Here is a 22,711-nt window from a genome sequence, read left to right as displayed (position 1 = left end):
GCACCCTCATGGGAGCTTGCGACCTTCCTCTGATGAGTACGGTCTGCGACACCGTCGGCGGTGTCGTCGGCGCGACCGGCGAGGCCGTCACGGACGGCATCGGTGCCTGGATCGCCAAGTCGATGGGCGAGATGGCCCAGGCCGCAGCTGACCTGGCCTCGAAGGCCGTCGACAAGACCACCGCCATCGATCTCAACGCCGAGTGGTTCAGGAGCAACTACGAGCTGATCCTGCCCATCGGCCTCATCCTCACCGTCGGCACGTTCTGCCTCCAGCTCACCCGCGCCGCCTGGCGCCGGGACGAACGTGCCCTCGCTCAGGCGGTATACGGAACAGTGGCCGGCGTCCTGTTCGCGTTCGCCGCGATCGCCTGCACCACCGTCGCGATCACTGTGGTCGACGCGCTCAGCGCCGGCCTGTTCAAGGCCGCCAACAGCTCCGTGGACGACGCGGTACGCCGCATCATCAAGGTCAACGAGTTGGGGGCGATGTACGGCCTGGGCTGGGGCGTCCCCGCCATCGTCGCACTCGGCTGCGCGGTGGGCGCCTTCCTCTACTGGGCGGTGATGGTCGCCCGCAAGGTCGGCATCCTGGTCCTGGTCACCCTGGCCGTGTTCGCCGGGGCCGGCGGCGGCTGGGAGGTCGCGCGGCGCTGGCGGCGCGGCTGGATCGAGGCGACCAGCACCCTGATCGTCTCCAAGCTCCTGATGACGATCGTGTTCCTGCTGGGTGTCTCCGCCATGGGCAAGACCGACGCGAGCGACGGGCTGAGCGCCCTGTCGGACGCGATCGCGGGCATCGTCGTGATGGTCCTGGTGCTGCTCTGCCCCTACGCCACGTACAAGTTCGTGCACTGGGCGGCCGATGGCGGCGGCCACGACGATCTGCACCGCACCAGTGTCGCGGGTATGGCGGTCGCCGCGGGTGCGGCGAAGACCGCGGGGCAGCTCGCTGTGCAGGCCGGCACGGGGATGCGTGCTCCGCAGGGGCCGGCGAAGGTGCCAGGCCAGGGCTCCGGTGGCGTCGCCTCCGGGATCGACCCGACCGGCGGATCCGGCGGTGACACCGAGCCGAAGCAGACCCACTTCCGCTTCGGTGAGGATCCGAACGCGACCGGCGACAAGGGCCGGGCGCTGATCCGCCGTCCTCCCACGGACGGCGACCGCGGAGTCCCGCTCATCCAGCGCCCCGGTGGCAGCGAGGCGTCCGACTCGGCGCCGGCGCTCTCCGGGCCTACGCCACAGGGCGCCTCGGTCTCGGCCCCGCAGGTCACGCACCTGGACCCGCCGGCACCACGGCGCGGCGGTCCTCCTCCGCAGGGTGGCGCCACCCCGCAGCGGTGGATCTATCCCGGGCCAGCGGACCGCTCGGGCTCGTAGCCCGGAGCTGACGGGGTGGGCCGAGGCCCGCCCGGCCCACCCCGTCCTCCTCTTCTTCTTTCTCCTCATGTTCCAAGGACGGCTTCGCCATGCTCTCTGACGCTTCTCACCCCGACGGTCCGCCCACCGTCAAGTTCCCTCACCGCTCGCGCCGGGGCGTGCTGCTCGGTCTCTCGGCCCCTCAGCTGATCGTCGTCGCGACCTGCGGTCTGCTCCTGCTCGGGGTGCTGCTCACCTCCGGTGTGACCGGAGCGCTCCAGCTCGTACCGCTGTGGGCCGTCGTCCTCGCGGCGGTCTTCATCCGCCACCGCGGACGGGCGCTCGCCGACTGGGCGCCGATCGCGATCCGATACGCGCTCCGACGCTTCCGGGGGCAGCTGGTCTGGCTCACCCGCCCGTCCACCCGACCGCAGCGAGAGGGCCTGCTCCACCTGCCTGGCACGGCCGCGTCCCTGCGGGTGGTCTCCTCGCCGGACGGTCGCCTCGGCGCGGTGCACGATCCGCACCAGGCCACCCTCACCGCCGTGGTGAAGGTCTCCTCCCGCGCCTTCGCCCTGCTCGACCCCGCCACCCAGACCGGCAACGTCTCCGGCTGGGGCCGCACCCTGGCCGCGCTCGCGCGCACCGGGCACATCGCCCGCGTCCAAGTGCTGGAGCGCACGGTCCCCGACTCCGGCGACGCGCTCAACCGCTACTGGCAGGAGCACGGCAACGCCCAGACCCCGCTTGCCGGTCCGATCTACGGCGACCTGCTGGCCGCTGCCGGCCCCGCCGCCGCGCCCCACGAGGCGTACGTCTCCCTCGCCCTCGATCTCAAGGCGGCCCGCCGCCTGATCAACCAGGCTGGCGGCGGGCTCACCGGAGCCTTCGCGGTCCTGTCCCAACTCGCCTCCACCTTCGACCAGGCCGCCCGGACCTCCGGGCTCATGCCCGCGGGCTGGCTGCCCGCGCGTGAGATCGCCGCCGTGATCCGCACCGCGTACGACCCCAAGGCGTCGGCCGCGCTCGACCGGTGGTCCGACTCGGGCCGTCCGCAGGCTGCCCCCGCTGCCGCCGGGCCGGTGGTCCTAGTCGAGAAGGCCGACCGTATCCAGACCGACTCGGCCCATCACGCCACGTTCTGGATCGAGAACTGGCCGCGCATCGAGACCAGCCCCGGCTTCCTGCACCAGCTCCTGTTCACCACCGGCGTGCGCCGCACCCTCTCGCTGACCTACGAGCCCAAGGGACTGGAGGCCGCCCTGAAGGACGTACAGCGCAAGAAGGCCACCGTGATCGCGGACGCCGCCGAGCGGGCTCGCAAGGGCCAGGTCGACTCCGAGGAGGACTCGGTCGAGTACGCCGACATCAAGCAGCGCGAGCGCCAGCTCATCGCCGGGCACGCCGATGTCGCACTCACCGGCCTGCTCACCGTGAGCGCGGACACGAGCGAGGAACTCAACGCCGCCTGCGCCGCCGTCGAGACCGCGGCCGTCGCCGCTCTCGTCGACCTGCGCCTGCTGACCTGGCAGCAGGCCGAAGCCTTCACCAACGCCGCTCTGCCGCTCGCCCGCCCGTAGCGCGGCCCAGCACCACCGACCGCGCTCTACCGAAGGGCACCCGCATGCCGACCGAGCCCCTGCCCGAACTGGCTTCGGACTTCGTCCCGTTCGCCACCGCCGCGCTCGACTTCCACCGGGCCATCAACATGCCCGTCGCCCCGGTCGCCGCCAGCCGCACCGAACTGGACTCCCTGCACGCCCACCTGGTCGCCCTGTACGGGCTGCTGGACGCGCACACCGCCCGGACCACCCCGGTCGCCAGCGTCGAGGGCGACCACCTGAGGGCCTGCCGTGTCCGGCTGTGGCAGGCAGCCGAGCACCTCCACGCCGCCTATCACGCGGCCCCGCAGCGAGTCACCGGCCGCCTCCCCTCGCGGGAGGCGTGCCGGGCCCGCCTTCCCGAGGGCGCCCCCGACCTCACCGTGTGCCAGCGCCACCTCGCCACCGCCGCCCGCGTCCGCCGTGACCACACCCCGGCCGACCTGCGCGACCCCTTCACCGGCCTCACCCGCCACTGACCACCGGAGCACCACCGCCATGCCCAACCGAACCACCCGCGCCAGCGCCAGCCCGCTGTTCGTCCCCCGCAAGACCGACCGCCGCACGGCCCGCGCCGCCCGCGACCAGTTCGCCGCCGCCCGCGACAAGGCCCGCCACGCCACCCGGCCCGAAGCCCGCCGTACCACGACCGGCATCGATCCCGAACTGCGCGCCACCTACCCGGCCGCTGGCCGCCCCGGTCCCACCTCCGCCCGCGGCGGCCTGCTCAAGCTCCCCGCCCACCGGATGACCACAGCGACCGCCTCCGGTGCCTACCCCTTCCTCGCCGAGGGCGGCCTCGGCGCCCAGGGCATCTACGTGGGCCGTGACGTGCACGCGGAGGCCGCCTTCACCTACGACCCGTTCGCGCTCTACGGGCGGCTCGACGGCTTCACCAATCCGAACATCCTGCTCGCCGGGGTCATCGGTATGGGCAAGTCCGCCCTGGCCAAGTCCCTCGCCGTACGCGCCGTCGCCTTCGGCTACCGCATCTACGTGCCCTGCGACCCCAAGGGCGAATGGACCGTGGTCGCCCAGGCCCTGGGCGGGCAGACCATCGCACTCGGCCCGGGCCTTCCCGGCCGGCTGAATCCACTGGACGCCCCCGCCCGGCCGTACGGCGTCAGCCAGGACGACTGGGCCGGCGAGGTCCGCAAGCGACGCCTGCTTCTCCTCGGCTCCCTCGCGAAAACCGTTCTGCGGCGCGACTTGCACCCGATGGAGCACACCGCCCTGGACGTGGCACTCGACCAGGCGGTCGCTCACGCCGAAGCAACCGGCACCACCCCGCTGCTCGGCGACATCGCGTACGTACTCGGCGCACCCGAGCGGCTCGACACCGCACTCGGTGACCTGTCCGGACGCCTCGGACGCGCGGCCGAGGACCTGGCCCACGCGCTGCGGCGCCTCGTCCACGGCGACCTGGCCGGCATGTTCGACGCGCCGAGCACCGTCGCGTTCGATCCGGCCGCGCCGATGCTGTCTATCGACCTTTCCCGGCTCGGCGGTGCCGGCGACGACACCGCGCTCGTCCTGGCGATGACCTGCGCCTCCGCGTGGATGGAGTCCGCGCTCGCCGACCCCACCGGCGGACGGCGGTGGGTGATCTACGACGAGGCATGGCGCGTGATGCGGCACGTCGCCCTGCTGGAGCGCATGCAGAGCCAGTGGAAGCTCAGCCGAGGGCTCGGCATCGCCAACATGATGGTCATCCACCGCCTCAGCGACCTGCTCACCGCGGGCGACGCCGGCTCCCGGGGCCGCGCGCTCGCCGAGGGCCTGCTCACCGACTGCTCCACCCGCATCATCTACCGCCAGGAAGCCGACCAACTCGGCTCCGCAGCCGCCTTGCTGGGCCTCACCGGCGTCGAGACCCAAGCCGTCTCCGCCCTCACCAAGGGGCGCGGCCTGTGGAAAGTCGCGGGCCGGTCGTTCATTACTCAACATCTGCTCCACCCACACGAGGGCGAGCTGTTCGACACGGATGCCCGGATGCATACCTGAGCCGTCCGCTCCCGTACACGCCCCCGGGGGGGAGCCGGCCCACGCCACCCCGGCTCCCCCTCGCCAGGCGTCACATCACTCCCTCCGCACAGGAAGTCGCCCCGCCATGCACCTGAAGCGCACCATCCGTCGCGGCCTGCGCCGCCTCGTCCAGCTCTACGCCGACGCCGCTCGCGCCCACACCGCGCACGGCCGCACCTCCATGGTCGCAAGCCCGCCCGCTCCCGTGGACGCGATACGGCGGGGAGCCGACCGATGCCCTGCCGCGCACGACGAGGGCGAGAGCAACCATGGCTGAGCTGGCCTGGATCACGCTGGGCGCTGTTGCTCGATGTCGGCTTCTCCACCGGGCACCCCGACTTCGCCTACGTCCTCGGAGACTGCGGTCCGGACGAGGTTCGGGCGACGCTTCAGCAGCTCTACAGCGCTGTGGCCAGCCACTACGTCGCCATCGACGACGCCTTGCTCGACGAAGGCATGTCCAAGAACCCGGCGCCACCCCGTGGTTCGGAGCCCGTGCGTCAGCTGGCCCCGGCACCGCGCCAGCCGGACGGGCGGGCCGATCTCGCGGAGTTCGCCGAGGGGCTGTCGGCCCGGCTCCCCGGCTCCTGGACTGTCGCTGTCCACGGGGGCGAGGCGGACGAGGGCCCGATCCCGCTCGGCGAGCGGGTCTGGGATTACGGGCACGTGAGCTGGGCCCTCTCCGAATTCACCACGCACCGAAGCGCGGTGCTCACCAGCGACTCAGGCATCGAGCTCCTGATCGCGGACCGTCCCCTGCGCGAGCACGAGTTCCTGGTCGCCGCGTTCGAGCCACGTGGCACCGAGTCCGAAGCGACCACCAAGACACGCAACGGCATCGTCGTAAGCAACGACCCAGTGCGAGCAGCCTCCCGGGTGACAACCCGCCTGCTGCCCCGGTACCAGGAGGCTGTCCGCGAGACCCGGCTCAGCCAACTTGCCACGTCGGTGGCTGCCGGCCAGCGCGTTCTGGCCGAATGGGACGCCGTCTCGGACAGCCTGTGCGACGCCGATCACTGGCCGCTCGACGAGCGGTACGGCCTGCGCCAGCAGGTCCGGGACGCGGAGATGTGGGCGCAGTTCGCTCCCTTCCTCGAGCACGGTCCGGCTATGGTCGCGCACGCCGAGGAGACGCTTCCTCTCCTTGACCCCGCAGAGCGTGTGGCCGGGCGCTGGGCGTACCGGCTCCGTGCCTTGCGCGAGGCACTGGACTGCGGCGCCCGGGTGCAGGCCGAGTTTCAGATGGTCGCCGAGGCGCTCCTGCCCGACCATCCCCGCTCGAAGGCGGTGTTCGCGGACGCCGTCGCCATGCGCAACGCCGAGGGATGGCACTACTCCCTGACCTGGATGGACAACGCCCGCGTCCTCGTCGACATCGCGCGCGCCGACAAGGCGCCACCCGCGCCACCGACCCGACCGCTCCGTGGGCAGCTGGTCCGGTCGGCACGGGCCGACGCCGCCCGTGCCTGGTCACCACACGCCGCTCGCCAGATCACCGCGGCGATCGAGAAGAACGCCGGTCCGCCGGCCATCCGCTTCTTCAACTCCAGCAGGCCGCCGCGCTCACGCTGACTAGCGCGAATCCACGGCCGCACCAAATCCGCCTTCCGGCCGCATCCTCGTCCTCCGCACGGCCCCGACCTCTGCGAGGTGCATCTTCGTGGCGGAAACACGTCCGCACATCACCGTCGGCCACCACGACCAGTACGGCGTCGTGGCGGCGACATCGCACGACAACCACGTCGCCGAGCACATCCTGCGGCTCGTCGGCTTCGAGCGGTTGCCCGGCAGCACTCTGTACGGGCTGACCGATCCGCAGCGTGACCCGGTACGGCGCGGGGCGCAGGCGGTCCAGTCCTTGCGGGCCGCGCAGTACAGGGTCAAAGCCGATGTCGCGTACGACCTCCAGCCCCATACCCGGCTCGGCACGGGCCGGGGCCTCCTGGAGCGACTGGAGAAACCTTCCGCCTCAACGGTGACGCCCTCGGCCCAGCAGCGTCGCTCCCAGGCCGCCACCGCCATCTCCCCGGCCCGCGCGGGTGCGCCGCCGGCGCGGGCCGCCGCCGTAGTCGAGTACCGCCCCGTCCCCTCCGCCCCGCAGCCGGTCCGCAGCCGTTAGACCGCACCCACCAAGGAGCCCACGCGATGACTCTGCAACTCGAACCGGACGTCGCCTTCGGGATGCACCCCGACTACGGGGTGGCCGCCGCTGTCGCGGACGCCCGACCGTTCCTCGACGAGGTCCTGCGCAAGCACCACTTCCGCTACAGCGAGTACCTCGACGTCTACCTGCTGGCGGACAACACGCCCCACAACACTGCGGTACGGACCGTGGCCAGGGCGACCCGCGAATTCCAAGACGCCGGTCTCTCCGTCGCGGCCGACCCGAGGATCATGATTCCACCGCCGGTCCCGACTCGGGACGGAGTGCCTGCGCGGGCGACACGGCCCGGCCAGTCCCTGACGGCGCTGACCGGCGAACTGCACGAGCTGCGTCGCGCGGCGGATGTCTCCGAGGTCCTGGGCGAGATCCTCGACGAGCACCACGGCGTCGTGCTCGACCTGGAGGAGTTCATCGACACGGCCGCCGCCTGGTGTGAGCGGCTCGGCACTCCGCATGGTCACGAGCTGGGCCTTCATCTGCGCACCATCGCCCATCACGTCGCCTTCCTCGGTGACCAGCTCGTCGGCGCCCAGCTCGAACTGGCCATCATGCCCGACGTGACCCCCGAGAACGCCCCGCCCCTGGCCGAGGTACCGCTGCCCGAGCGGCAGGAGTGGCTCCGGGTCACGCACACCGCACGAGCGCGCGCCGCCATGGCGTCGTCCCCCAACCGCACCGCCAACGCCCCGAAGCCGCTGGACGTGCGAGGGCCGCGGCTCCAGGCCGCGCCGCCCGCCCTGAGTCGTACGCGCTGATCCGCCCCTTCCCGACGCTCAAGGAGTCCGGCTCATGGCCGTGAAGAAGTTCTGGACCATCGACCACGCTTGCGGTCACACGGTCGACGCCGATCTGTCCGACCGTCCGGCCGACCGCCGTGCCGGATACGCCCGCTGGCTCGCCGGCCGGGACTGCTCCGACTGCTGGCGGGCCTCCCGCGCGGAGGCCACCGAGGCCACGGCCGAGTGGCTCGCGAAGCAGAGGGCGACCGAGCAGGCCGAGGCCGAGGCATGGTCCGAGCAGTACCGCATGCCCCCGCTGGACGGCACCGACCGCGCGGTCGCGTGGGCCGCCCGCTGTCGCCACCAGCTGGTCTCCTCCGCGTACACCGCGCTCGTCGTCGAAGGAACCACGGGCGAGGCGGAGTGGGAGGCCATCGAGGACGCCGTACGGCTGCTGACCCGCGCCGGCTGGTGGCTTGACCAGCGCGACGCCGCCCCCGCAGACCTGCCCGAGCTGCTGGACGCCGCCTCCGCGAGCGATCGGCCGACCGAGAACCCCCACTTCTGAACGGACCCCCTGCGATGCCCACCCCGCCCGACGTCGTCATCACGCGCCATCCGACCGGCAATGTCATCGCCGAGGGCGGAGACGAACTCGCCAACACACTCCTCAAGCGCGCGGGCTTCGTCATCGAGACGACGCCACGGTCCTTCTGGTACCGCCTGCCCTGGGACATGGGCGAAGCCCGTGAGAACCAGATGGCCAGCCACGCGGCCCGCACGCTCACCGCCGTCGGCTACCGCGTCGACCTCGGCCCCGATCTGCAGGTAGGCCCCCTCACCACGCCCTCCGATCCCCGGGGCGAACGTGTCCACGGCCACCAGATCCTGCGGCTGACCGACGAACTCAACGGCGCCGAGACGTACGAGACCGCGGCCGGCCTCACCGACCACGTCCTCGACCCCAACGACGGGGTGCTCGTCCGGCTCAGCGAGTTCTTCGAGGCCGCCGCCGAGCAGGCCAAGGCATCCGGGACCGACGCTGGCTGGGACCTGTCCTACGACTTCACGGAAGCGGCGGCGGCGCTCACTTCCCTCGGTGAAGCCCTGCACGACGCCGCCGACCAGCTGCGGGCGCTCGATCAGTCGGCGAAGCCGAGCTGGCAGGCGCGGGTCGCCAGCTACTACGCGACCGCCCCGGCCGCCCAGCGCACCGAAACGGCCGCAGTCACGCCTGAGGCGCCTGCTGTCGCTCCACCGCCCGCGTCCAGGCCGAACCGAGCACGCTGACCAATCCCCCTCATCAGAAAGGCCGTTGCGTGTCCTTCCTGCACGAAGAGTACGGAACCGACGCCGAGATCTACCGCAAGCCGTTCAGCAGCGAGGTGATCGCCGATTGCGGCGACCCGCGTGCCCACGAGGTGCTTGTCGCGTGCGGCTTCGTGAAGCAGACCGTCCCGCCACACTACGTCTGGCACCAGCTCCCCGAGGGACTGTCCGAGGAGGAACAGAAGCGGAGCGCCACGCGCTCCGCGTGCCTCCTGCGCGCATGGGGCTTCGACGCGAACGTCGCCGAGGACCTGGTCTCCGAGGAAGCCGTCGCCGCCGTACGCGAAGAGGTCCGGCGACGCCGGATCAGCGGCGCGGCCACGTCATCCTCGCCGAGCGCCGGCCCGGTCGCGCCACCGGCACGCCCGGACACCACAGCCCCGGCATCGCCCGCCGTTCCCTCCATCTCCGCCCACCACAGCCGCTAGGAGCCCCTCGTGATCACCAGAAGAACCCGCCGGCCCCAGCCCATCGCCCCTCTCGCACCACGTAACGGGACCGCGCCTTGTCTCCTGCACGCACCAGCACACCCTCGACCACCACCGGCACCGACTTCCTGCTGTACCTAATGCTGTCCGTCGCCGGCCTCGGCATGGGGGCCGGGACGCTGGCCTGGTTGTTCGGCAACACCGCCAACACCCTCACCAGGTCCGACCCCTGGGCCCCGTACGAACCCACCGACGCCCTGCTCCAGCCCCACGAGCTCTGGCCGCACCTTTCGCAGGCCGTCCTCGTCGGCGCCTGCTATGTCCTGCCCGCACTCGTACTCCTGGCCGCCGCGCTGCTCGGCGCGAAGGTGTGGCTGCGGCTACGCGGCAACCCCACGGGGCTGGCCAGCCAGCGCGACCTGGCCGATCTGATGCCCAAGAAGATCGCGGCCAAGGCGATCGATCTCCGTCCGAGCCTCAAGGGCACCAAGCCCAAGGACGTCGCGCCCGACGACCGCGGTGTTCTGCTCGGCACGCTCGCGCCCGGCGCGCGCGAGGTCCGCTCCTCGTGGGAGGACGTGATCCTGGCGATTATGGCGCCCCGGTCCGGAAAGACCTCCGGTCTGGCGATCCCGGCGATCCTGCGCGCGCCCGGACCGGTACTGCTGACCTCCAACAAGGCGGCCCGCGACGCCTACACCGCCACGCTCGCAGCCCGCGCCGAAGCTGGCACGGTCTGGACGCTCGATCCGCAGCAGATCGCCCACGCACCGCAGACGATGTGGTGGGACATCCTCGCCGACGCCCGCGATCTCGCCGGCGCCCGCCGTCTGGCCGGGCACTTCGTGACCGCCTCCGTGGACGAGTCGAACGCGGGCGACTTCTGGTCCACCGCCGCCGCGAACACTCTGACCGCACTGTTCCTCGCCGCCGCCCGCGACCGGCGGCCGATCACCGACGTCCTGGCCTGGCTCGCCTCTCCGGCCGACCGCACCCCGATCGACCTGCTCCAGGACGCCGGACTCGACGCGGTCGCCGCCCAGCTCCAGGGCACCGTGGCCGGCGCCGTCGAGACCCGCGACGGCATCTTCGAGACCGCGCGGCAGTACGCGAGCTGCCTGCTCGACCCGACCATCGCCGCCTGGGTCACGCCGCCCAGCGGCCTCGGCAAGATCCACGAGTTCAAGCCGGAGGCGTTCGCCACCAGCAAGGACACGCTGTTCCTGCTGTCCAAGGACGGCGGCGGCTCCGCCTCGGCGATCATCGCCGCCGCTGCCGACGCGGTGATGCGCGCGGCCGTCATCCAGGCCGAGCGTGACGGCGGACGGCTCGACGCACCGCTGCTCGCGATCCTCGACGAGGCCGCGAACGTGTGCAAGATCGCCGACTTGCCGGACCTGTACTCGCACCTCGGCTCCCGGGGCGTCATCCCGATCACGATCCTGCAGTCCTACCGCCAGGGCGTGCGGGTCTGGGGCGAGGCCGGGATGGACGCCCTGTGGTCCGCCGCGACGATCAAGCTCGTCGGCTCGGGCATCGACGATGCGGACTTCGCGGACAAGCTCAGCCGTCTGGTGGGCGACCACGACGTCCGTACGGTCTCGGTCTCCACCAGCGAGTCGGGCAAGTCCACATCGGTCTCCATGCGTCAGGAGCGCGTGCTGCCGGCCGACGCGATCCGCGCCCTGCGCAAGGGCTCCGCGCTGCTGCTGGCCACCGGCATCCGCCCCGCGCTCCTCGACCTCAAGCCCTGGTACCGGGAGCCGGACGCCGACCGGCTCGGCGCCGCGTCCGCCCAGGAGACCGCGGCGATCACCGAGCGCGCGCTGGCCAAGAGCCTGCGCCGCGACGACTTCGGTCCGGCCGCATGACCCCGGTTCTGCCAGGTTCCCGGCTGGCGAGACGCGACGGCGCACGCCCCGGCCGCCCCTCCTCCCTCCGGGCTCTCGCCCTGTCCTCTTGAGGTGTCCCTATGTCCCACCCCGTCCCGTCCTGGGCCTTCGTCCGCCGGTCCGAACGCCTCGCCGGCACACCCGTCGTACGGCGCGGTGCCAGTTGGTGGCTCGTGTCCCCCTCCGGCTCCCTGCTCGCCCAGGACCCCGTCTTCACCGGTCAACTGGACCACTTCGCCGCCGACCTGGCCGCCGCCGACTGCGCTGTCGCCGCGATCCGGGCCCAGGACACGGCCGCATGCGAGGTTCGGTCGTGACGCCACTCGTCCACGCCGAGCAGGCCGTGCTCGGCGCGGTCCTCCTGGAGCCCGGCCAGCTCGACCGGCTCACGCCCTGGCTGCGGCCGGAACACTTCTCCCGTCCCGCGCACAAGGCGATCTACGCCGCGATGCTCAAGCTCAAGGCCGAAGGTCACCCAGCGGCAGCCACGAAGGCCGGCGCTCCCGTCCCGCTGGCCTGGGTGACCGACACGCTACGGGAGGCGGGCACACGAACCCGCGGGCTCACCGCCTCGTACCTGCACTCCCTCGCGTCGGCATGCCCGCGGCCCGGTCACGGCCCGGTGTACGGGCGGATGGTGCTGGAAGGTGCCATCCACCGCAGCGTGGCCCAGCACGCCGCCCGTCTCCACCAGGCCGCACTCGCCGACAGCCGGACCGGCACAGTGGAAGAGACGCTGCACCACGCCCAGGTCCTGAACGACGTACTCGCCGACCTGGCTCGTGGCTGGGGCGCCGAGGCACGTCCTGTGCAACCGCCCACCGCGCACGTGCCCAAGGCCGAGCGCCTTCAGCCGGCAGGCGAGCAGGTCCTGGCCGACGAGGAGTTCCTCCTCGGCTGCCTCACCTCCCGCCCCGACCAGTTGCCCGGCCTGGTGCGCTGGCTCCGCCCCGGCGACTTCGCCGACCCGGGCCATCAGCAGATCTACCGCGCGTTGGGGGCCCTGCACCATCGCGGCGAACCCATCGACCAGCTGACTGTGCTGTGGGAGACCCAGCGTCGCGGCGCTCTCGCCGACGGGACGCTCGACACCGAGCGGGTGAGGCGGATCTGCGATCCGCTCGTGGGCGGAGCCGCCGAGCACTTCGGCGAGCAGGTCGTCAACGCCTCCCTCCTCCGCACGGCCGCCTCGGCGGCCCGGCAGGTCGGCGCCTTGGCCGACCGCGACGCGCTCGCGCCCGGGCAGTTCATCGGCTACGCCCTGCACGCACTCGAACCGCTGGAAGACGTACGCCGCCGCCTGCGCCTCGCACACGAAGCCGAACCCGAGCCGAGGCGACCGACCAGCCGACCCGGTGCGCCCCCGCCTGCCGCCCGCATCGACGCCGCCCGCGCCCGCAGCCGCCTCGCGAACACCACGGCCCTCGCAGCAGTGGCCGCCGCCTCCTGCGCCGCATTCCCCGACCGACGCAACCATCGGAGCCCGTCATGACCGACCACACCGGCCGCGCCGGCCTGGAGAGGGGCGAACTGTACGCAGTGGCCCGCGAGTTCGAGGAGGCCCGCCATGCGATCGTCGGGTCGTACACCACGAACTCCCTGCCCGACCTCGTCACCGCGTCCCACCACCTCACCGCGCTGACGGGACTGGTAAAGGACCTCTCGGACGAGGTCCTCTTCCGCGCCACCGACAACGACCCGGGGCTCGACTTCGGCCCGGTCATCGCCGCGTACACCAGCGCGTCCACTCCGGCGGGACGCGCAGTGAACAACTACACCGAAGCCTTCGAACAGCTCGGATTCCTGCGCAGGTACGCGGAAGCCCCACCATCAGCGGACCTTCGCGACGCCCGCCAGGCCGCGTTCGGTGTCGCACAGGACCGGCTGGACGTCACCGTGGACTCCCTGCAAGAAGCGGTCGTCACCCTGCGGCACGCGGCCGACCGGATCGACGGCACCCCGCCTCGTGTCCTCGCCGCGCTCAGCCGCTCGGCCCGTCCAGCGAACTCGATCTACCGCGTCCCGGCCACGCGGCCCGCGACCGAGCCGACCCGTCTCGCCTACATGCCGGGGTCCCGCCATGCGCGCTGACCTTCCAGTGGCACCGCCCCAGCCGTCGATCGGGAGTATGTGCTCCGGGTACGGCGGTCTGGATCTCGGTGTTCAGGCTGTCCTCGGCGGCACGGTCGCCTGGCATGCCGAGGTCGATCCGGGCCCGGCCCGGATCCTGTCCCGCCACTGGCCTGGCGTGCCTAACCTCGGCGATATCACGGCCGTGAACTGGGCCGATGTCCCGGAGGTGTGCGTCCTGACGGCCGGGTTCCCCTGTCAAAGACGTCTCGGTCGCCGGCCGCCGCGCCGGACTGGCTGATGGCACCCGGTCCGGTCTGTGGTTGCACATCGTCCGTGCCATCGAAGCCCTCAACCCGTGCCTGGTGGTCATCGAGAATGTCCGAGGACTCCTCACCTCCCCCGCCGGTTCCCCTGGCGACGTGGAACCCTGTCCGTGGTGTCTGGGAGACACCGCAGGCCAGCCTGCTGTGCGCGCACTCGGTGCCGTACTCGGCTCCTTGGCCGACCTCGGGTTCGATGCGCGCTGGTGCGTGCTTCGCGCCTCTGACGTCGGAGCCCCGCACCGTCGCGAGCGGATCTTCCTCGTCGCCTGGCCCGCCCGGCGGACCGCCTCTGCTGAAGACGCCGACGAGCAACCTGGCGACGAACGGCGGCAGTCAGCACCCGACCAAGAGGAAACAGGGCGGGCACGGTCCGAATCTGGCGGACGAGGTGGAGTGGTTGTTGCCGACGCCGAAGGCGTCGGACGGCACCAAAGGGTCGCCCAACCAGCGTCACGGAAACGGGGACCTGACGCTGCCCTCGGCGGCGGCCCGATTGCTGCCGACCCCACGGGCGAGCGACACCGGCACTCCAGGACGCCGACCGGGCACGGGCTTCCGGCCCCCGCTCTCGGCGGTGGTGCTTCCCTTGTTCGCCCCTCACCCGTCGACGGACAGGGAACGTGGGGCCCGTACGCCGCCGCCGTCGCCCGATGGGAGAGGGCCACGCGCCCGGCACCCCGGCCGACCGACGACGCGGGGCGCCTCAGCCCGCTGTTCGTGGAGTGGATGCAAGGGCTTGAACCGGGCTGGGTGACAGCCACTCCGGGACTGGGACGCCCAGCCCAACTATCCGCTCTGGGCAACGGAGTCGTGCCGCAGCAAGCAGCTCGCGCGCTGGAGATCCTCGCTCCTCCCGTCGCGGTTTGCCGCCATCACGACTCGCGGTGAACAGCACTCTCTACACCGCATTCCCGGCCTGGCCAAACCCGGTTTTCTCCGGATCCTCGCCACCCCAACCACCCGATCTTGCGGAGGGGTAGCGATGGCTGAACCCGCTCAGGACAGCGAGCCGATACGCGTGGCGGACCACGATCTGGACGATCTGGTCGCCACGGTCACGAGGCTGGTCGCGGAGAGCCGTAAGCAGGGCAAGACGCTCGCCCGGCTCATCGAAGGCGCCCCGCCCTCGGACTACGAGGTCGGGGAGGCCGGGCACGGTCCCGGTGAGGGCTCGGCCGCCGCCGCGTCGGCGGCGGCCGAGCCGGACGGCTCACAGGAACGCACCGCGTCCGTCTTCATCCTGGCGTTCGACGGTACGGCGTACGCCGAGGAGCTCGCGGCGCTGACGCGTTGGGTGCACGACCTGCTGCTGCCGGTCTACGGGCGGGAGATCACCACCGGCCGCCCGTGGTGCCAGCAGTGGCGGGAGCATCCCGAGGCCGTGGCCCGCCTGCATGCCCTGTGGCTGGCCTGGCAACAGCTCACCGACGCCGAGGCTGGCCTGACGGGTCCATCGACGTGGCACCGCGACCATCTCGACCCGACTCTTCTCCAACTCCGCACGCCCGACGGCCCGTTCGGCGCGTGCACCACCAGCCCGACCCGCCCCAACCACCGGCTCCTGGCCTCGCCCGAGCCCGCGGGAGTCTGACATGACCGACGCACACGCGACCGAGGCACCGGACTACCGGATCGACGGCTTCAAAGCTGCCACCGAGACGATCGAGGAAGACTTCTGCTCGGTCACGATCTCGGACGACATGTTCGTCCCCCTAGCCGAGCACCACAGCGACGACGGACGCGACAGCTACCTGCTGTTCTACGACCGGGCGGCCATCTGGGAAGCGCCCGGCACAGCGGAGTACGTCGCGCTCCACGTCACCCGTGACGTCGAGCAGCGAACGTTCGCCTTCGACTACGAGCGTGTTCCCGTCGTGCCGCTCGCGCAGAACTGGCTCACCCGCCGGGGCTGTCCGCCGGAGGCCGCCGTGCCGACCAGCAACCATGGGCCACGCCCGGCCGACGCGCTCACCTCGCGGCTGGAGGACCTACTCCGGAGCAACCCCGGCGGCCGGTACGAGGTGATCGACCACCACACCGTCAACCCGGGCTCCTTCGACTTCGGCACCGAGGTGCGCACTCTCGTCCACGACAGCCACCCGGCCTCCGCGCACGCCCCCTACCGCCTCTTCCTCGAGGAGACGGCCAAGGAGTTCCGCTCCTACACGGTGCGCGAAGGCGCCTTCACCAGCGTGGAGGCAGCGGACGCCTGGGCCATGGACCGCGACGCTCCCCTCCCGATGGCCCCGGCCCCGGCCCCGGAGAGCGTCCACAGGGCCCTGGCCGCCCGCACCCGCTCGCCGCTCGCCGGAACCGCCGGCCTCGCGGTCCCCCCGGCGCCTGTCACGGCTCCACAACCGGCGCTTCTTTCCGTACCGCGCTCCGGCCGGGGTGCGCGGTGAGCCGGGCCCGGTACGCCTTCGCGGCACACCCCGAAGCCCTGGCCGACCTGCGCTCGGCCCCAGAGGGCATCCGCGACCTGGCCCTGCTGGAACTGCAGCACCTGGTCCACGGCAACGAGCGCGGCGCCGCCCTGACCCGCGAGCTCGCCGGCTGCCACAAGATCTACGTCGATCCGGAGACCCGCTGGCGCATGGTCATCCAGTACCGCGACGCCCCAGCGTCCTCGCAGCACCACAGGGAGATCTATCTCCTAGCGGTCGGCGAGCGCCAGGACCAGGCCGCGTACCGCACCGCGGCTCACCGGCTGGAGCGCGAACGCGAGGCATCCACAGGGGCAGCGCCGCCGCACGGCCGCCGTGCCCAGGCAGCGCGGTCTCGGTCCCCGCGTGGGAGCGCAGGTCCGGCACATGCCGGTTCGCCGCCCTCCGCCGCCTCCACAGCTCCGCCGCGAGCGCACCGCCGGTCATGACGCCCAGCCCCTCATCCGCCACCGCCCGGAGGTACCTCCCCGTGTCACCTCTCGATCTCGGCGATCTCGACCCGACGACCGAGGTCCTCGTTGCACCAGTCCACCTCGCAGGTCCAGGAACGAGGGAGGCCGTCTTCAGCGTCCTCGACAACGCTGCTGGCTGGACGAAGACCGTCGCCTTCGGCACGGACACGTACTACGCCAGCCCATGCCAGCGAGTCCGCATCGCCAACCCCGTCGAGAGCCACTTCGGTGGCTGGACGATCACCTACGCCGAGGACCCGCTCGGCGTTCCGGACTGGATCACCACCTTCGACCGCAGCACGCCCCAGGAGATCGTCGCTGCCTTCACCGAGACTCTCGTCGACGGCCTGCCCAACCACTTCCGGGACCATTTCAGCGGCGGCAAGCACTACACCGGCCTCGGCCCGGAGGACGTGCTGCGCCGCAGCGACTGGCAGCCGGTACACGGAAGTCGGCCGTACTGGAACGTCTCGCCCGATGGCCGCGCGGCTCTGCGCACGCGCAGCGGGTGGCTCGACGAGTACACCGAGTTGTTGACCCCGGAGAAGTCCATGTGGCGCCTGTCCGGCGGCATCGATCCCGTGCACGTGCCGAGTTGGAGGGCCTTCTTCAGCAGTGGTACGCCGCAACACCTGCGCACCGCTGCCGCCATCGCTCTCACCAGCCCGGATGCCCTGCCGCGTTTCCTCGGCGACGTCCCCGAACGCCACCGCGATCTCGTGCGCGTGCGCCTCACCAAGCCGACGGCCGACATGCCCAGGGCCCAGGCTGCCCTGGCCCGCCGGCCGTACGCCGCCCACGTGCCCGCACCCGGGGCGGAGGCCGCCATCCCGCCCGCCTCGCTTGCCGCGCACGGTCGTTCACGCCGCCAGCGCTGACGCCCACTGCTCACACCCGGAGATCCCCCATGCCCTCACACACGCTCGACGGCGATATCTACGTCGCCCCGCTGTACCTCGCTGGCTCCACCACCATCGGCGATCCTGCGTTGCAGCCACTCCTCAACCACGGCTTCACGGCGCAGAGCGATGAACTGGCGAACGTCTACGTCTCCTCCCCGGACCAGCGTGTCCGGCTCGGTTTCCTGCCCGAGGGCCCGGACAACACCTTGTGGAAGGTCGCCGCACACAGCGACCCGTTCGGGCCGCCCGACTGGCTGGCCACCTTCGACTCCAACACGCCGACGGAGTTGGTGACCGCCTTCACCTCGGCCCTTGCCACCAGCTACGCCGACGATCCGGACACCATCTTGACCGGCCCTCGTCGCCCAGTCGAGGAAGGCTTCCAGCCCCTGGAAGGCACTGGCTGGAAGCGGGGGGACTGGCGGCTCACCACCCTCTTCACCGCGCCCGACAAACTCGCCGGCCTCACCTACAGGGGCGGGGTCCTGGATCGACACGCTGAGCTCCGTGGCGACCAGGATCGCTGGCTGCTCTGGGGCGGCCAGGACGGGTACAGCTCACGCTGGTACGCCACGTTCACCTCTGCCGTCCCCGTCGATCTGATCGCGGCGACCACCGCCCGCCTGGCCGACCCCAGCCCTGTGCTTCGCTACGAGGTCGAAATCCCGCAGCGCAACCGCAGCGCCGCCCGGACACGCCCCGTGCCTCCCCCGGTGCCAACTCCGCTGGACGTCAGGCGTGCCACAGCCGCACGCGCCCGCTCCCACGGAGGTCACCTCGTACGCCGCACACCGGCGGCATCCGCAACCACGGGCACCCTCAGTGCCGTCCCGCCGGCCCGCCCCGCCCACCAACGGCGGGCCGCGGCGGGGCGCTCGTGAACTCCAGCCCGCGCCGACAGCCTCTCCCGCTCACTGGCACCGTCGGCCACGACGCGAGTGGAGACCGCTCGCAACCGCTCAACCGCAGCGGTCGTGGGCGTCCCTACGGGTGCCGGAGACGGCCGGGCGGCAGCTCCCTGCACCACCAACCCGGCAGCTTCACGAGCCACCGTTAGCTCACGTCGGCCCCACGACGCTCCAGGTGATGTCGCCCCCGCCAGCGCCGACCGCCTCCGCCAGCGCCTCGACGGTCAGGTTGATCCGTCTGCCGTCCGCCATGCGGGATCGACCCACGGACGCTGCTACCGCGTCGTCCGCAGTCTCGTAGTACGTACGTATCTCCTGATTCAGCACTCCGCTCTGCCCGCCTTCCATCGGTCGCCCCGGAAACAGCTCCCGGGGCGACCGATCCATTCCCCGAGTGATCACCTGCGGGCGCCGGCGCAGCCAGTTCGCCCACGGCAGACGCCCATCCCCGGGAAGGACTGGAGACCTGCTCCTGGACCATGTCAACGTACGACCGCTTCGAAAAACCGCAGGTCAACGAAGGGTTTGTTACTCATGACGCTTTCTGTCACCGCCCCGTCCCATGTCCCCGCCGCACCTCGTCACTCGGCACTCGGCGACCGCGAGTGGCTACTCGACTGCCACTGTGCGGGTCCAGTCATCGACCTCCTCAAAGGCCAGGGGTGGGACGTCATCCCCGACCTCTCCGCCAACGTCCATTGCTCCAGCCCCGACCAGACGGCGTACGTCGGGTTCCTTCCCGAGACCGAGGAGGCCGCGCGCGGCGAGCTGTGGCACATCCAGGTCAAAGGAGCCGACGGCCGGGTGGCATGGAGCCAGACCTTCGGGTCGAGTGTCCCGGCCCAGGCCGTGGCCGGATTCCTCGCGGCACTCATCGCCTTCCCCAGCCGCTGCTGCGCCTGCGTCTGACCTACGCCGACCGCCCCGCTTCACCAACCCAGGAGTCTCTCTTGCCTCGCGAGATCACCGTTCGCCAACTGATCCACCAGCTCCAGGCAGTCGACCCGGATCTCCCCGCGTACCTCGCTGTCAACCCGGACTGGCCCCAGGCCCACCGCATCGGTCGCGTCATCGAAGTCAGCGGCACCGACGGCGCTGTCTACCTTGCCGAGAACGGCCAGGAGGGCGTGCTGCCACCTGAGGTCCGCGCTCAGCTCGACTGGGCCGACGTGTGAACCGCCGGTCACGCTCGCAGTTCGCGGCGGGCGCGAAGGAGCCTCCGAGCCCGCCCTTGTCCCTTGGCGATGTCGCCCAACGCCCGATGCCTCAAGGCGTACGTGGTGCTCTCGTCCGCTCCGTGCCCCGCTGCGCCACCGAGCCGGTTCCCACGACCTGGGTGTCCGCGCAAGACCGCGTTCCCCTTCGTCCGGGCTCCGTTCTGCTGCTCTGGGAATCCGCCCCTTCAGGCGGGATGAACGTCACCGCCCACCTTGGCCTGGCCTCGGCGGACGTCACCCTCGCCACCTGGCCGAACCTCCACGGAGACTGGACCCCGGTCGTCTATCTCACGCTGCTGGAGACCATCGGTCTGCACGCCGCGCTGTCCGTGGCCATCGACGCGCTGCACGTCGCCAACCACCTTGCCGGAGTCTGACGCAACGACGCGTCTCGAACACCGAGGGGCTGTCCCGGTCGGGACAGCCCCTCGGCGCGTGTCGTTCCACGAGCCCCACGGCACAGCCACCGCGCACCAGGACGGCTCCGTGCTCAGAATCCCCTGGCCGCCTTCCGGCAGGTCCGATCCTGCCGGCATTTCACCTCCGCCGCGCGCCTGAACCGCTCGTCGCGGACTGGCTCAAGTGGCAGCAGTCGCCGATCGTGTTGCGCGCTGCCTCTTCGGCTTCCTGCACTCTCGGCATTGCGTCGCTCCGTGACGCTTGCAACGCCGCCCCTCACGGATCGCTTTGGCTATTCCTTTGACTTTCAGCGGCGGAGTTTTTCTTGTCTTCTTGGCCGCCAAACGCGCCTTAACTCGCGCTTCCCGCGAAGGGTCCCGATTGACCGCCGCTTCCTTTCGCGCCTTACGGTCGGCCATAGCCTATTCCCTCTTCATGTCTTTCAGCCAGGCTCCGAGGTAGTATGCGACCTGCATTACTCCTGCGGCTGCGACCGCGTAGGCGGCGATCCAGCGGGGTAGATTATCCGCGGAGTCTCCTCTTGGGACGAGCACAAGCCCCATCCCGGTGGCCAGCAGGACTATCCCAAGATGGTAAGCCCACTCAGCCGCGTACTCCCATCTACGCCCCCGTTTCGCCTCTTCTTGCTGGTCGTGATGAAGAAAGTCAACTTCTTCTCGAGTCCAGGGAAGTGGGCGCCATTCCGCAATCTCCGCATGCGAGTACATGAGAGCACGTGCGTTAAATCCACACTGCACGCAGGCAACAAAGGCCATTGCGGCGAAGGCTAGAAGAAATAGCGACCAGCCTGGGTAGCGGATCTCCTTTGGGGCCTGAGCGATGACTCCGACAATAGCCGTTGAGAAACCTGCGAGAAGGGCGGCTGCGCCGCTGGACATGGACTGGCGGGCAGGCGTCAATCCAAAGGGTGCAGGCTCGTGCCAGCGCAGAGGCGGTGGAGATTGCGTGCCGGGGACGGACGAGCGCCTCCGCCAGCAGATGTGTAGGCCCATGATGCCTCCACTAGCTACGCCTCATGTCCATGATTGGTCGGCGGATCTCCACCTGCAACTGAGCGTCCCCCGCCGCTGTCCGATCCAATGACACGAATGGGCACCTCTTACCCGTGCGCAGCAAGGCATCCACTGCCCACCCGCCCAGCAGGGCCTCGGCGTAGTCGCGTTGCGTCCGGTTTGTGATCACCGAGGTCGAGGAGTGCGAGGGGCCATCGGGGATCGCGGGCGTTGCGTCGCAGGCCCGCGACGCAACGTTGGAGCACAACGGTCTCTTAAAGCGGGTCGCCGCAACTCCTACAGGTGTCTTCGCCATCGTCGTACATAACGCCGCAGCAGTACGTGGGGCCGCCGCTGACTTCATAACAAGCGCTGCACATCTGAGACTCGTCGTCCCAGTCAGTCGCGTTCTCGACGGGATCGTCACACCCTGTACAGACAAGCGCTGTCACCGCGCGTCACCCCAGCAATCGGAGGAGGTAAACGGAGAGCAGTAATCGCTGTCGTGTCGCTCGGAGTAGTCGCTCATGTTGGCTGTCGGCTTACCACAGTTCGGACACGTGGGGTGTTCACCCGGACATGTGCGATTGTTGTGCCCACCGAGTCCACATACCCTGCATGCCATGACGACAGAGTAGATGAACCTCAGCCGTCGGACCCAAGGCTTCGGCAAAGACTGGATGACGTCCGGTTTGTGATCATGCGAGGCCGAGGAACGCGAGGGGTCGGCAGGCGTTGCGTGCGTTGCGGCGGAGGCCGGCGGCCATGTTCTTGACGCCGCCCAGGCGCATGGCGCCGATGGCGAGATTGCGCCAGGTCGCCATCGCCCGGGGTGCATTGCCTGTCCGCAGTTGGGAGGCGTCCTCGGCGAAGGTGGTGTCGCGGACGTGGTGCAGGGCCTCGATCTTCCAGTGGTCCCGGACCAGCTGTGCGAGCCGGGCGGGGGCGGCCTGCTCGGCGGTCAGGCTGGTCACCGCGTAGGTGGTGGTGATAGTGGCCTTGCCGGTCTTGCGGTCGGTGCGGCGGCGCTTGATCTGGACGGCCTGGCAGGCGCCGGGAAAGAGCAGGTTGATCACGGTGGCGACCTTGATTCGGCGGATCTCCTCGCGGCCGTGGCCGCTGCCGCGCGTGCGGCCCTGGAGCGGGATGCCCTTCCAGGGAAGGGACTTCAGCTGCTTGCGCAGTTTCTTCTGAATGCCCTTGACGATCGCGATGTAGTGGGCCCGGCGGCCCAGAAGGCAGCCGGCCTGCTCGCGCTGGGTATGCAGTGCGTCGCTGGTGACGACCGTCCCGGCCAGGTAGGCGACGGTGTCCAGCAGCGGCTGGAAGCAGGCGGTCTCGCCGGTCTTCTCGCCGACGTCGAGTTGGGCTAGTACTCCAGTGTGGTTTCGTGATCTATCCGGTGGGTTCGTCAGTCGACCGTCGTCGGTAGTGGCTGCGGCGGGCTGTTGCCTGGTGGCGTCT

General features: G+C 70.9%; 26 protein-coding genes and 1 pseudogene. 25 read left to right on the top strand and 2 right to left on the bottom strand.

Annotated features, from left to right (window positions below; genetic code table 11):
• The first annotated feature begins 8 nt into the window (after positions 1 to 8).
• From ABT342_RS21405 to ABT342_RS21285, 25 genes are all read left to right on the top strand, one after another.
• A complete protein-coding gene (locus ABT342_RS21405; RefSeq protein WP_351576005.1) occupies positions 9 to 1,379 on the top strand; it encodes an SCO6881 family protein in 1,371 nt (456 codons plus the stop codon).
• A gap of 89 nt (positions 1,380 to 1,468) precedes the next feature.
• Positions 1,469 to 2,938 (top strand): SCO6880 family protein, encoded by a 1,470-nt coding sequence (locus ABT342_RS21400; protein ID WP_351576002.1) that lies wholly within the window; start codon positions 1,469 to 1,471, stop codon positions 2,936 to 2,938.
• Positions 2,939 to 2,982: 44 nt separating this feature from the next.
• A complete protein-coding gene (locus ABT342_RS21395; RefSeq protein WP_351575999.1) occupies positions 2,983 to 3,438 on the top strand; it encodes a DUF6238 family protein in 456 nt (151 codons plus the stop codon).
• A 19-nt stretch (positions 3,439 to 3,457) separates the two neighbouring features.
• A complete protein-coding gene (locus ABT342_RS21390; protein WP_351575996.1) occupies positions 3,458 to 4,963 on the top strand; it encodes a putative type IV secretion/conjugal transfer ATPase in 1,506 nt (501 codons plus the stop codon).
• Positions 4,964 to 5,069: 106 nt separating this feature from the next.
• Positions 5,070 to 5,261: a hypothetical protein gene (locus tag ABT342_RS21385; RefSeq protein WP_351575993.1), complete on the top strand. Its 192-nt coding sequence runs from the start codon at positions 5,070 to 5,072 to the stop codon at positions 5,259 to 5,261.
• Between the two features lie 26 nt (positions 5,262 to 5,287).
• A complete protein-coding gene (locus ABT342_RS21380; protein ID WP_351575990.1) occupies positions 5,288 to 6,556 on the top strand; it encodes a hypothetical protein in 1,269 nt (422 codons plus the stop codon).
• Between the two features lie 88 nt (positions 6,557 to 6,644).
• Entirely contained in the window at positions 6,645 to 7,103 is a 459-nt protein-coding gene (locus tag ABT342_RS21375; protein ID WP_351575987.1) for a hypothetical protein, read from the top strand.
• 26 nt (positions 7,104 to 7,129) lie between these two features.
• Positions 7,130 to 7,903, top strand: coding sequence for a hypothetical protein (locus tag ABT342_RS21370; RefSeq protein ID WP_351575984.1), 774 nt, complete (start codon positions 7,130 to 7,132; stop codon positions 7,901 to 7,903).
• 34 nt (positions 7,904 to 7,937) lie between these two features.
• Positions 7,938 to 8,435 carry a hypothetical protein gene (locus tag ABT342_RS21365; RefSeq protein ID WP_351575981.1) on the top strand — a complete coding sequence of 166 codons (498 nt, stop codon included), beginning with the start codon at positions 7,938 to 7,940 and terminating at the stop codon, positions 8,433 to 8,435.
• A gap of 14 nt (positions 8,436 to 8,449) precedes the next feature.
• Positions 8,450 to 9,157, top strand: coding sequence for a hypothetical protein (locus ABT342_RS21360; protein WP_351575978.1), 708 nt, complete (start codon positions 8,450 to 8,452; stop codon positions 9,155 to 9,157).
• Positions 9,158 to 9,186: 29 nt separating this feature from the next.
• Positions 9,187 to 9,624 (top strand): hypothetical protein, encoded by a 438-nt coding sequence (locus ABT342_RS21355; protein WP_351575975.1) that lies wholly within the window; start codon positions 9,187 to 9,189, stop codon positions 9,622 to 9,624.
• Positions 9,625 to 9,701: 77 nt separating this feature from the next.
• Positions 9,702 to 11,495, top strand: coding sequence for a type IV secretory system conjugative DNA transfer family protein (locus tag ABT342_RS21350; protein ID WP_351575972.1), 1,794 nt, complete (start codon positions 9,702 to 9,704; stop codon positions 11,493 to 11,495).
• Positions 11,496 to 11,596: 101 nt separating this feature from the next.
• Positions 11,597 to 11,833, top strand: a complete 237-nt coding sequence (locus ABT342_RS21345) for a hypothetical protein (protein WP_351575969.1) — start codon at positions 11,597 to 11,599, stop codon at positions 11,831 to 11,833.
• A complete protein-coding gene (locus tag ABT342_RS21340) occupies positions 11,830 to 13,008 on the top strand; it encodes a DnaB-like helicase N-terminal domain-containing protein (RefSeq protein ID WP_351575966.1) in 1,179 nt (392 codons plus the stop codon). Before ABT342_RS21345 ends, ABT342_RS21340 begins: the two co-directional genes overlap by 4 nt.
• A complete protein-coding gene (locus ABT342_RS21335) occupies positions 13,005 to 13,607 on the top strand; it encodes a hypothetical protein (protein ID WP_351575963.1) in 603 nt (200 codons plus the stop codon). Before ABT342_RS21340 ends, ABT342_RS21335 begins: the two co-directional genes overlap by 4 nt.
• Entirely contained in the window at positions 13,597 to 13,887 is a 291-nt protein-coding gene (locus tag ABT342_RS21330; protein ID WP_351575960.1) for a DNA cytosine methyltransferase, read from the top strand. The genes ABT342_RS21335 and ABT342_RS21330 overlap by 11 nt, the downstream gene beginning before the upstream one ends.
• 22 nt (positions 13,888 to 13,909) lie before the next feature.
• Positions 13,910 to 14,800, top strand: a complete 891-nt coding sequence (locus ABT342_RS21325) for a DNA cytosine methyltransferase (RefSeq protein ID WP_351575957.1) — start codon at positions 13,910 to 13,912, stop codon at positions 14,798 to 14,800.
• 94 nt (positions 14,801 to 14,894) lie between these two features.
• Complete coding sequence (locus ABT342_RS21320) at positions 14,895 to 15,503, top strand: DUF4913 domain-containing protein (protein WP_351575954.1); 609 nt, start codon at positions 14,895 to 14,897, stop codon at positions 15,501 to 15,503.
• 1 nt (position 15,504) lies between these two features.
• On the top strand, positions 15,505 to 16,314 hold the full coding sequence (locus tag ABT342_RS21315) for a hypothetical protein (RefSeq protein ID WP_351575951.1): 810 nt from the start codon (positions 15,505 to 15,507) through the stop codon (positions 16,312 to 16,314).
• Entirely contained in the window at positions 16,311 to 16,784 is a 474-nt protein-coding gene (locus tag ABT342_RS21310; protein ID WP_351575949.1) for a hypothetical protein, read from the top strand. The genes ABT342_RS21315 and ABT342_RS21310 overlap by 4 nt, the downstream gene beginning before the upstream one ends.
• Positions 16,785 to 16,825: 41 nt before the next feature.
• Complete coding sequence (locus tag ABT342_RS21305; protein ID WP_351575946.1) at positions 16,826 to 17,686, top strand: SPDY domain-containing protein; 861 nt, start codon at positions 16,826 to 16,828, stop codon at positions 17,684 to 17,686.
• 29 nt (positions 17,687 to 17,715) lie between these two features.
• A complete protein-coding gene (locus tag ABT342_RS21300; RefSeq protein ID WP_351575943.1) occupies positions 17,716 to 18,591 on the top strand; it encodes an SPDY domain-containing protein in 876 nt (291 codons plus the stop codon).
• 561 nt (positions 18,592 to 19,152) lie between these two features.
• Positions 19,153 to 19,527 (top strand): SPDY domain-containing protein, encoded by a 375-nt coding sequence (locus ABT342_RS21295; RefSeq protein ID WP_351575940.1) that lies wholly within the window; start codon positions 19,153 to 19,155, stop codon positions 19,525 to 19,527.
• A 41-nt stretch (positions 19,528 to 19,568) separates the two neighbouring features.
• Entirely contained in the window at positions 19,569 to 19,793 is a 225-nt protein-coding gene (locus tag ABT342_RS21290; protein WP_351575937.1) for a hypothetical protein, read from the top strand.
• Positions 19,794 to 20,029: 236 nt separating this feature from the next.
• Positions 20,030 to 20,212 (top strand): hypothetical protein, encoded by a 183-nt coding sequence (locus ABT342_RS21285; RefSeq protein WP_351575934.1) that lies wholly within the window; start codon positions 20,030 to 20,032, stop codon positions 20,210 to 20,212.
• A 444-nt stretch (positions 20,213 to 20,656) separates the two neighbouring features.
• Here the strand turns inward: ABT342_RS21285 and ABT342_RS21280 are convergent, their stop codons facing one another.
• Complete coding sequence (locus ABT342_RS21280) at positions 20,657 to 21,133, bottom strand: hypothetical protein (RefSeq protein ID WP_351575931.1); 477 nt, start codon at positions 21,131 to 21,133, stop codon at positions 20,657 to 20,659.
• Between the two features lie 971 nt (positions 21,134 to 22,104).
• A pseudogene (locus tag ABT342_RS21275) lies at positions 22,105 to 22,662 on the bottom strand (ISAs1 family transposase); the annotation flags it as partial.
• Between the last annotated feature and the right edge of the window lie 49 nt (positions 22,663 to 22,711).

It is taken from the genome of Streptomyces sp. NPDC000410, from assembly GCF_040300305.1.
GTDB lineage: Bacteria > Actinomycetota > Actinomycetes > Streptomycetales > Streptomycetaceae > Streptomyces.
Note: the sequence above shows the minus strand (reverse complement) of the source record. Positions and strands in the feature narration are given on the sequence as shown.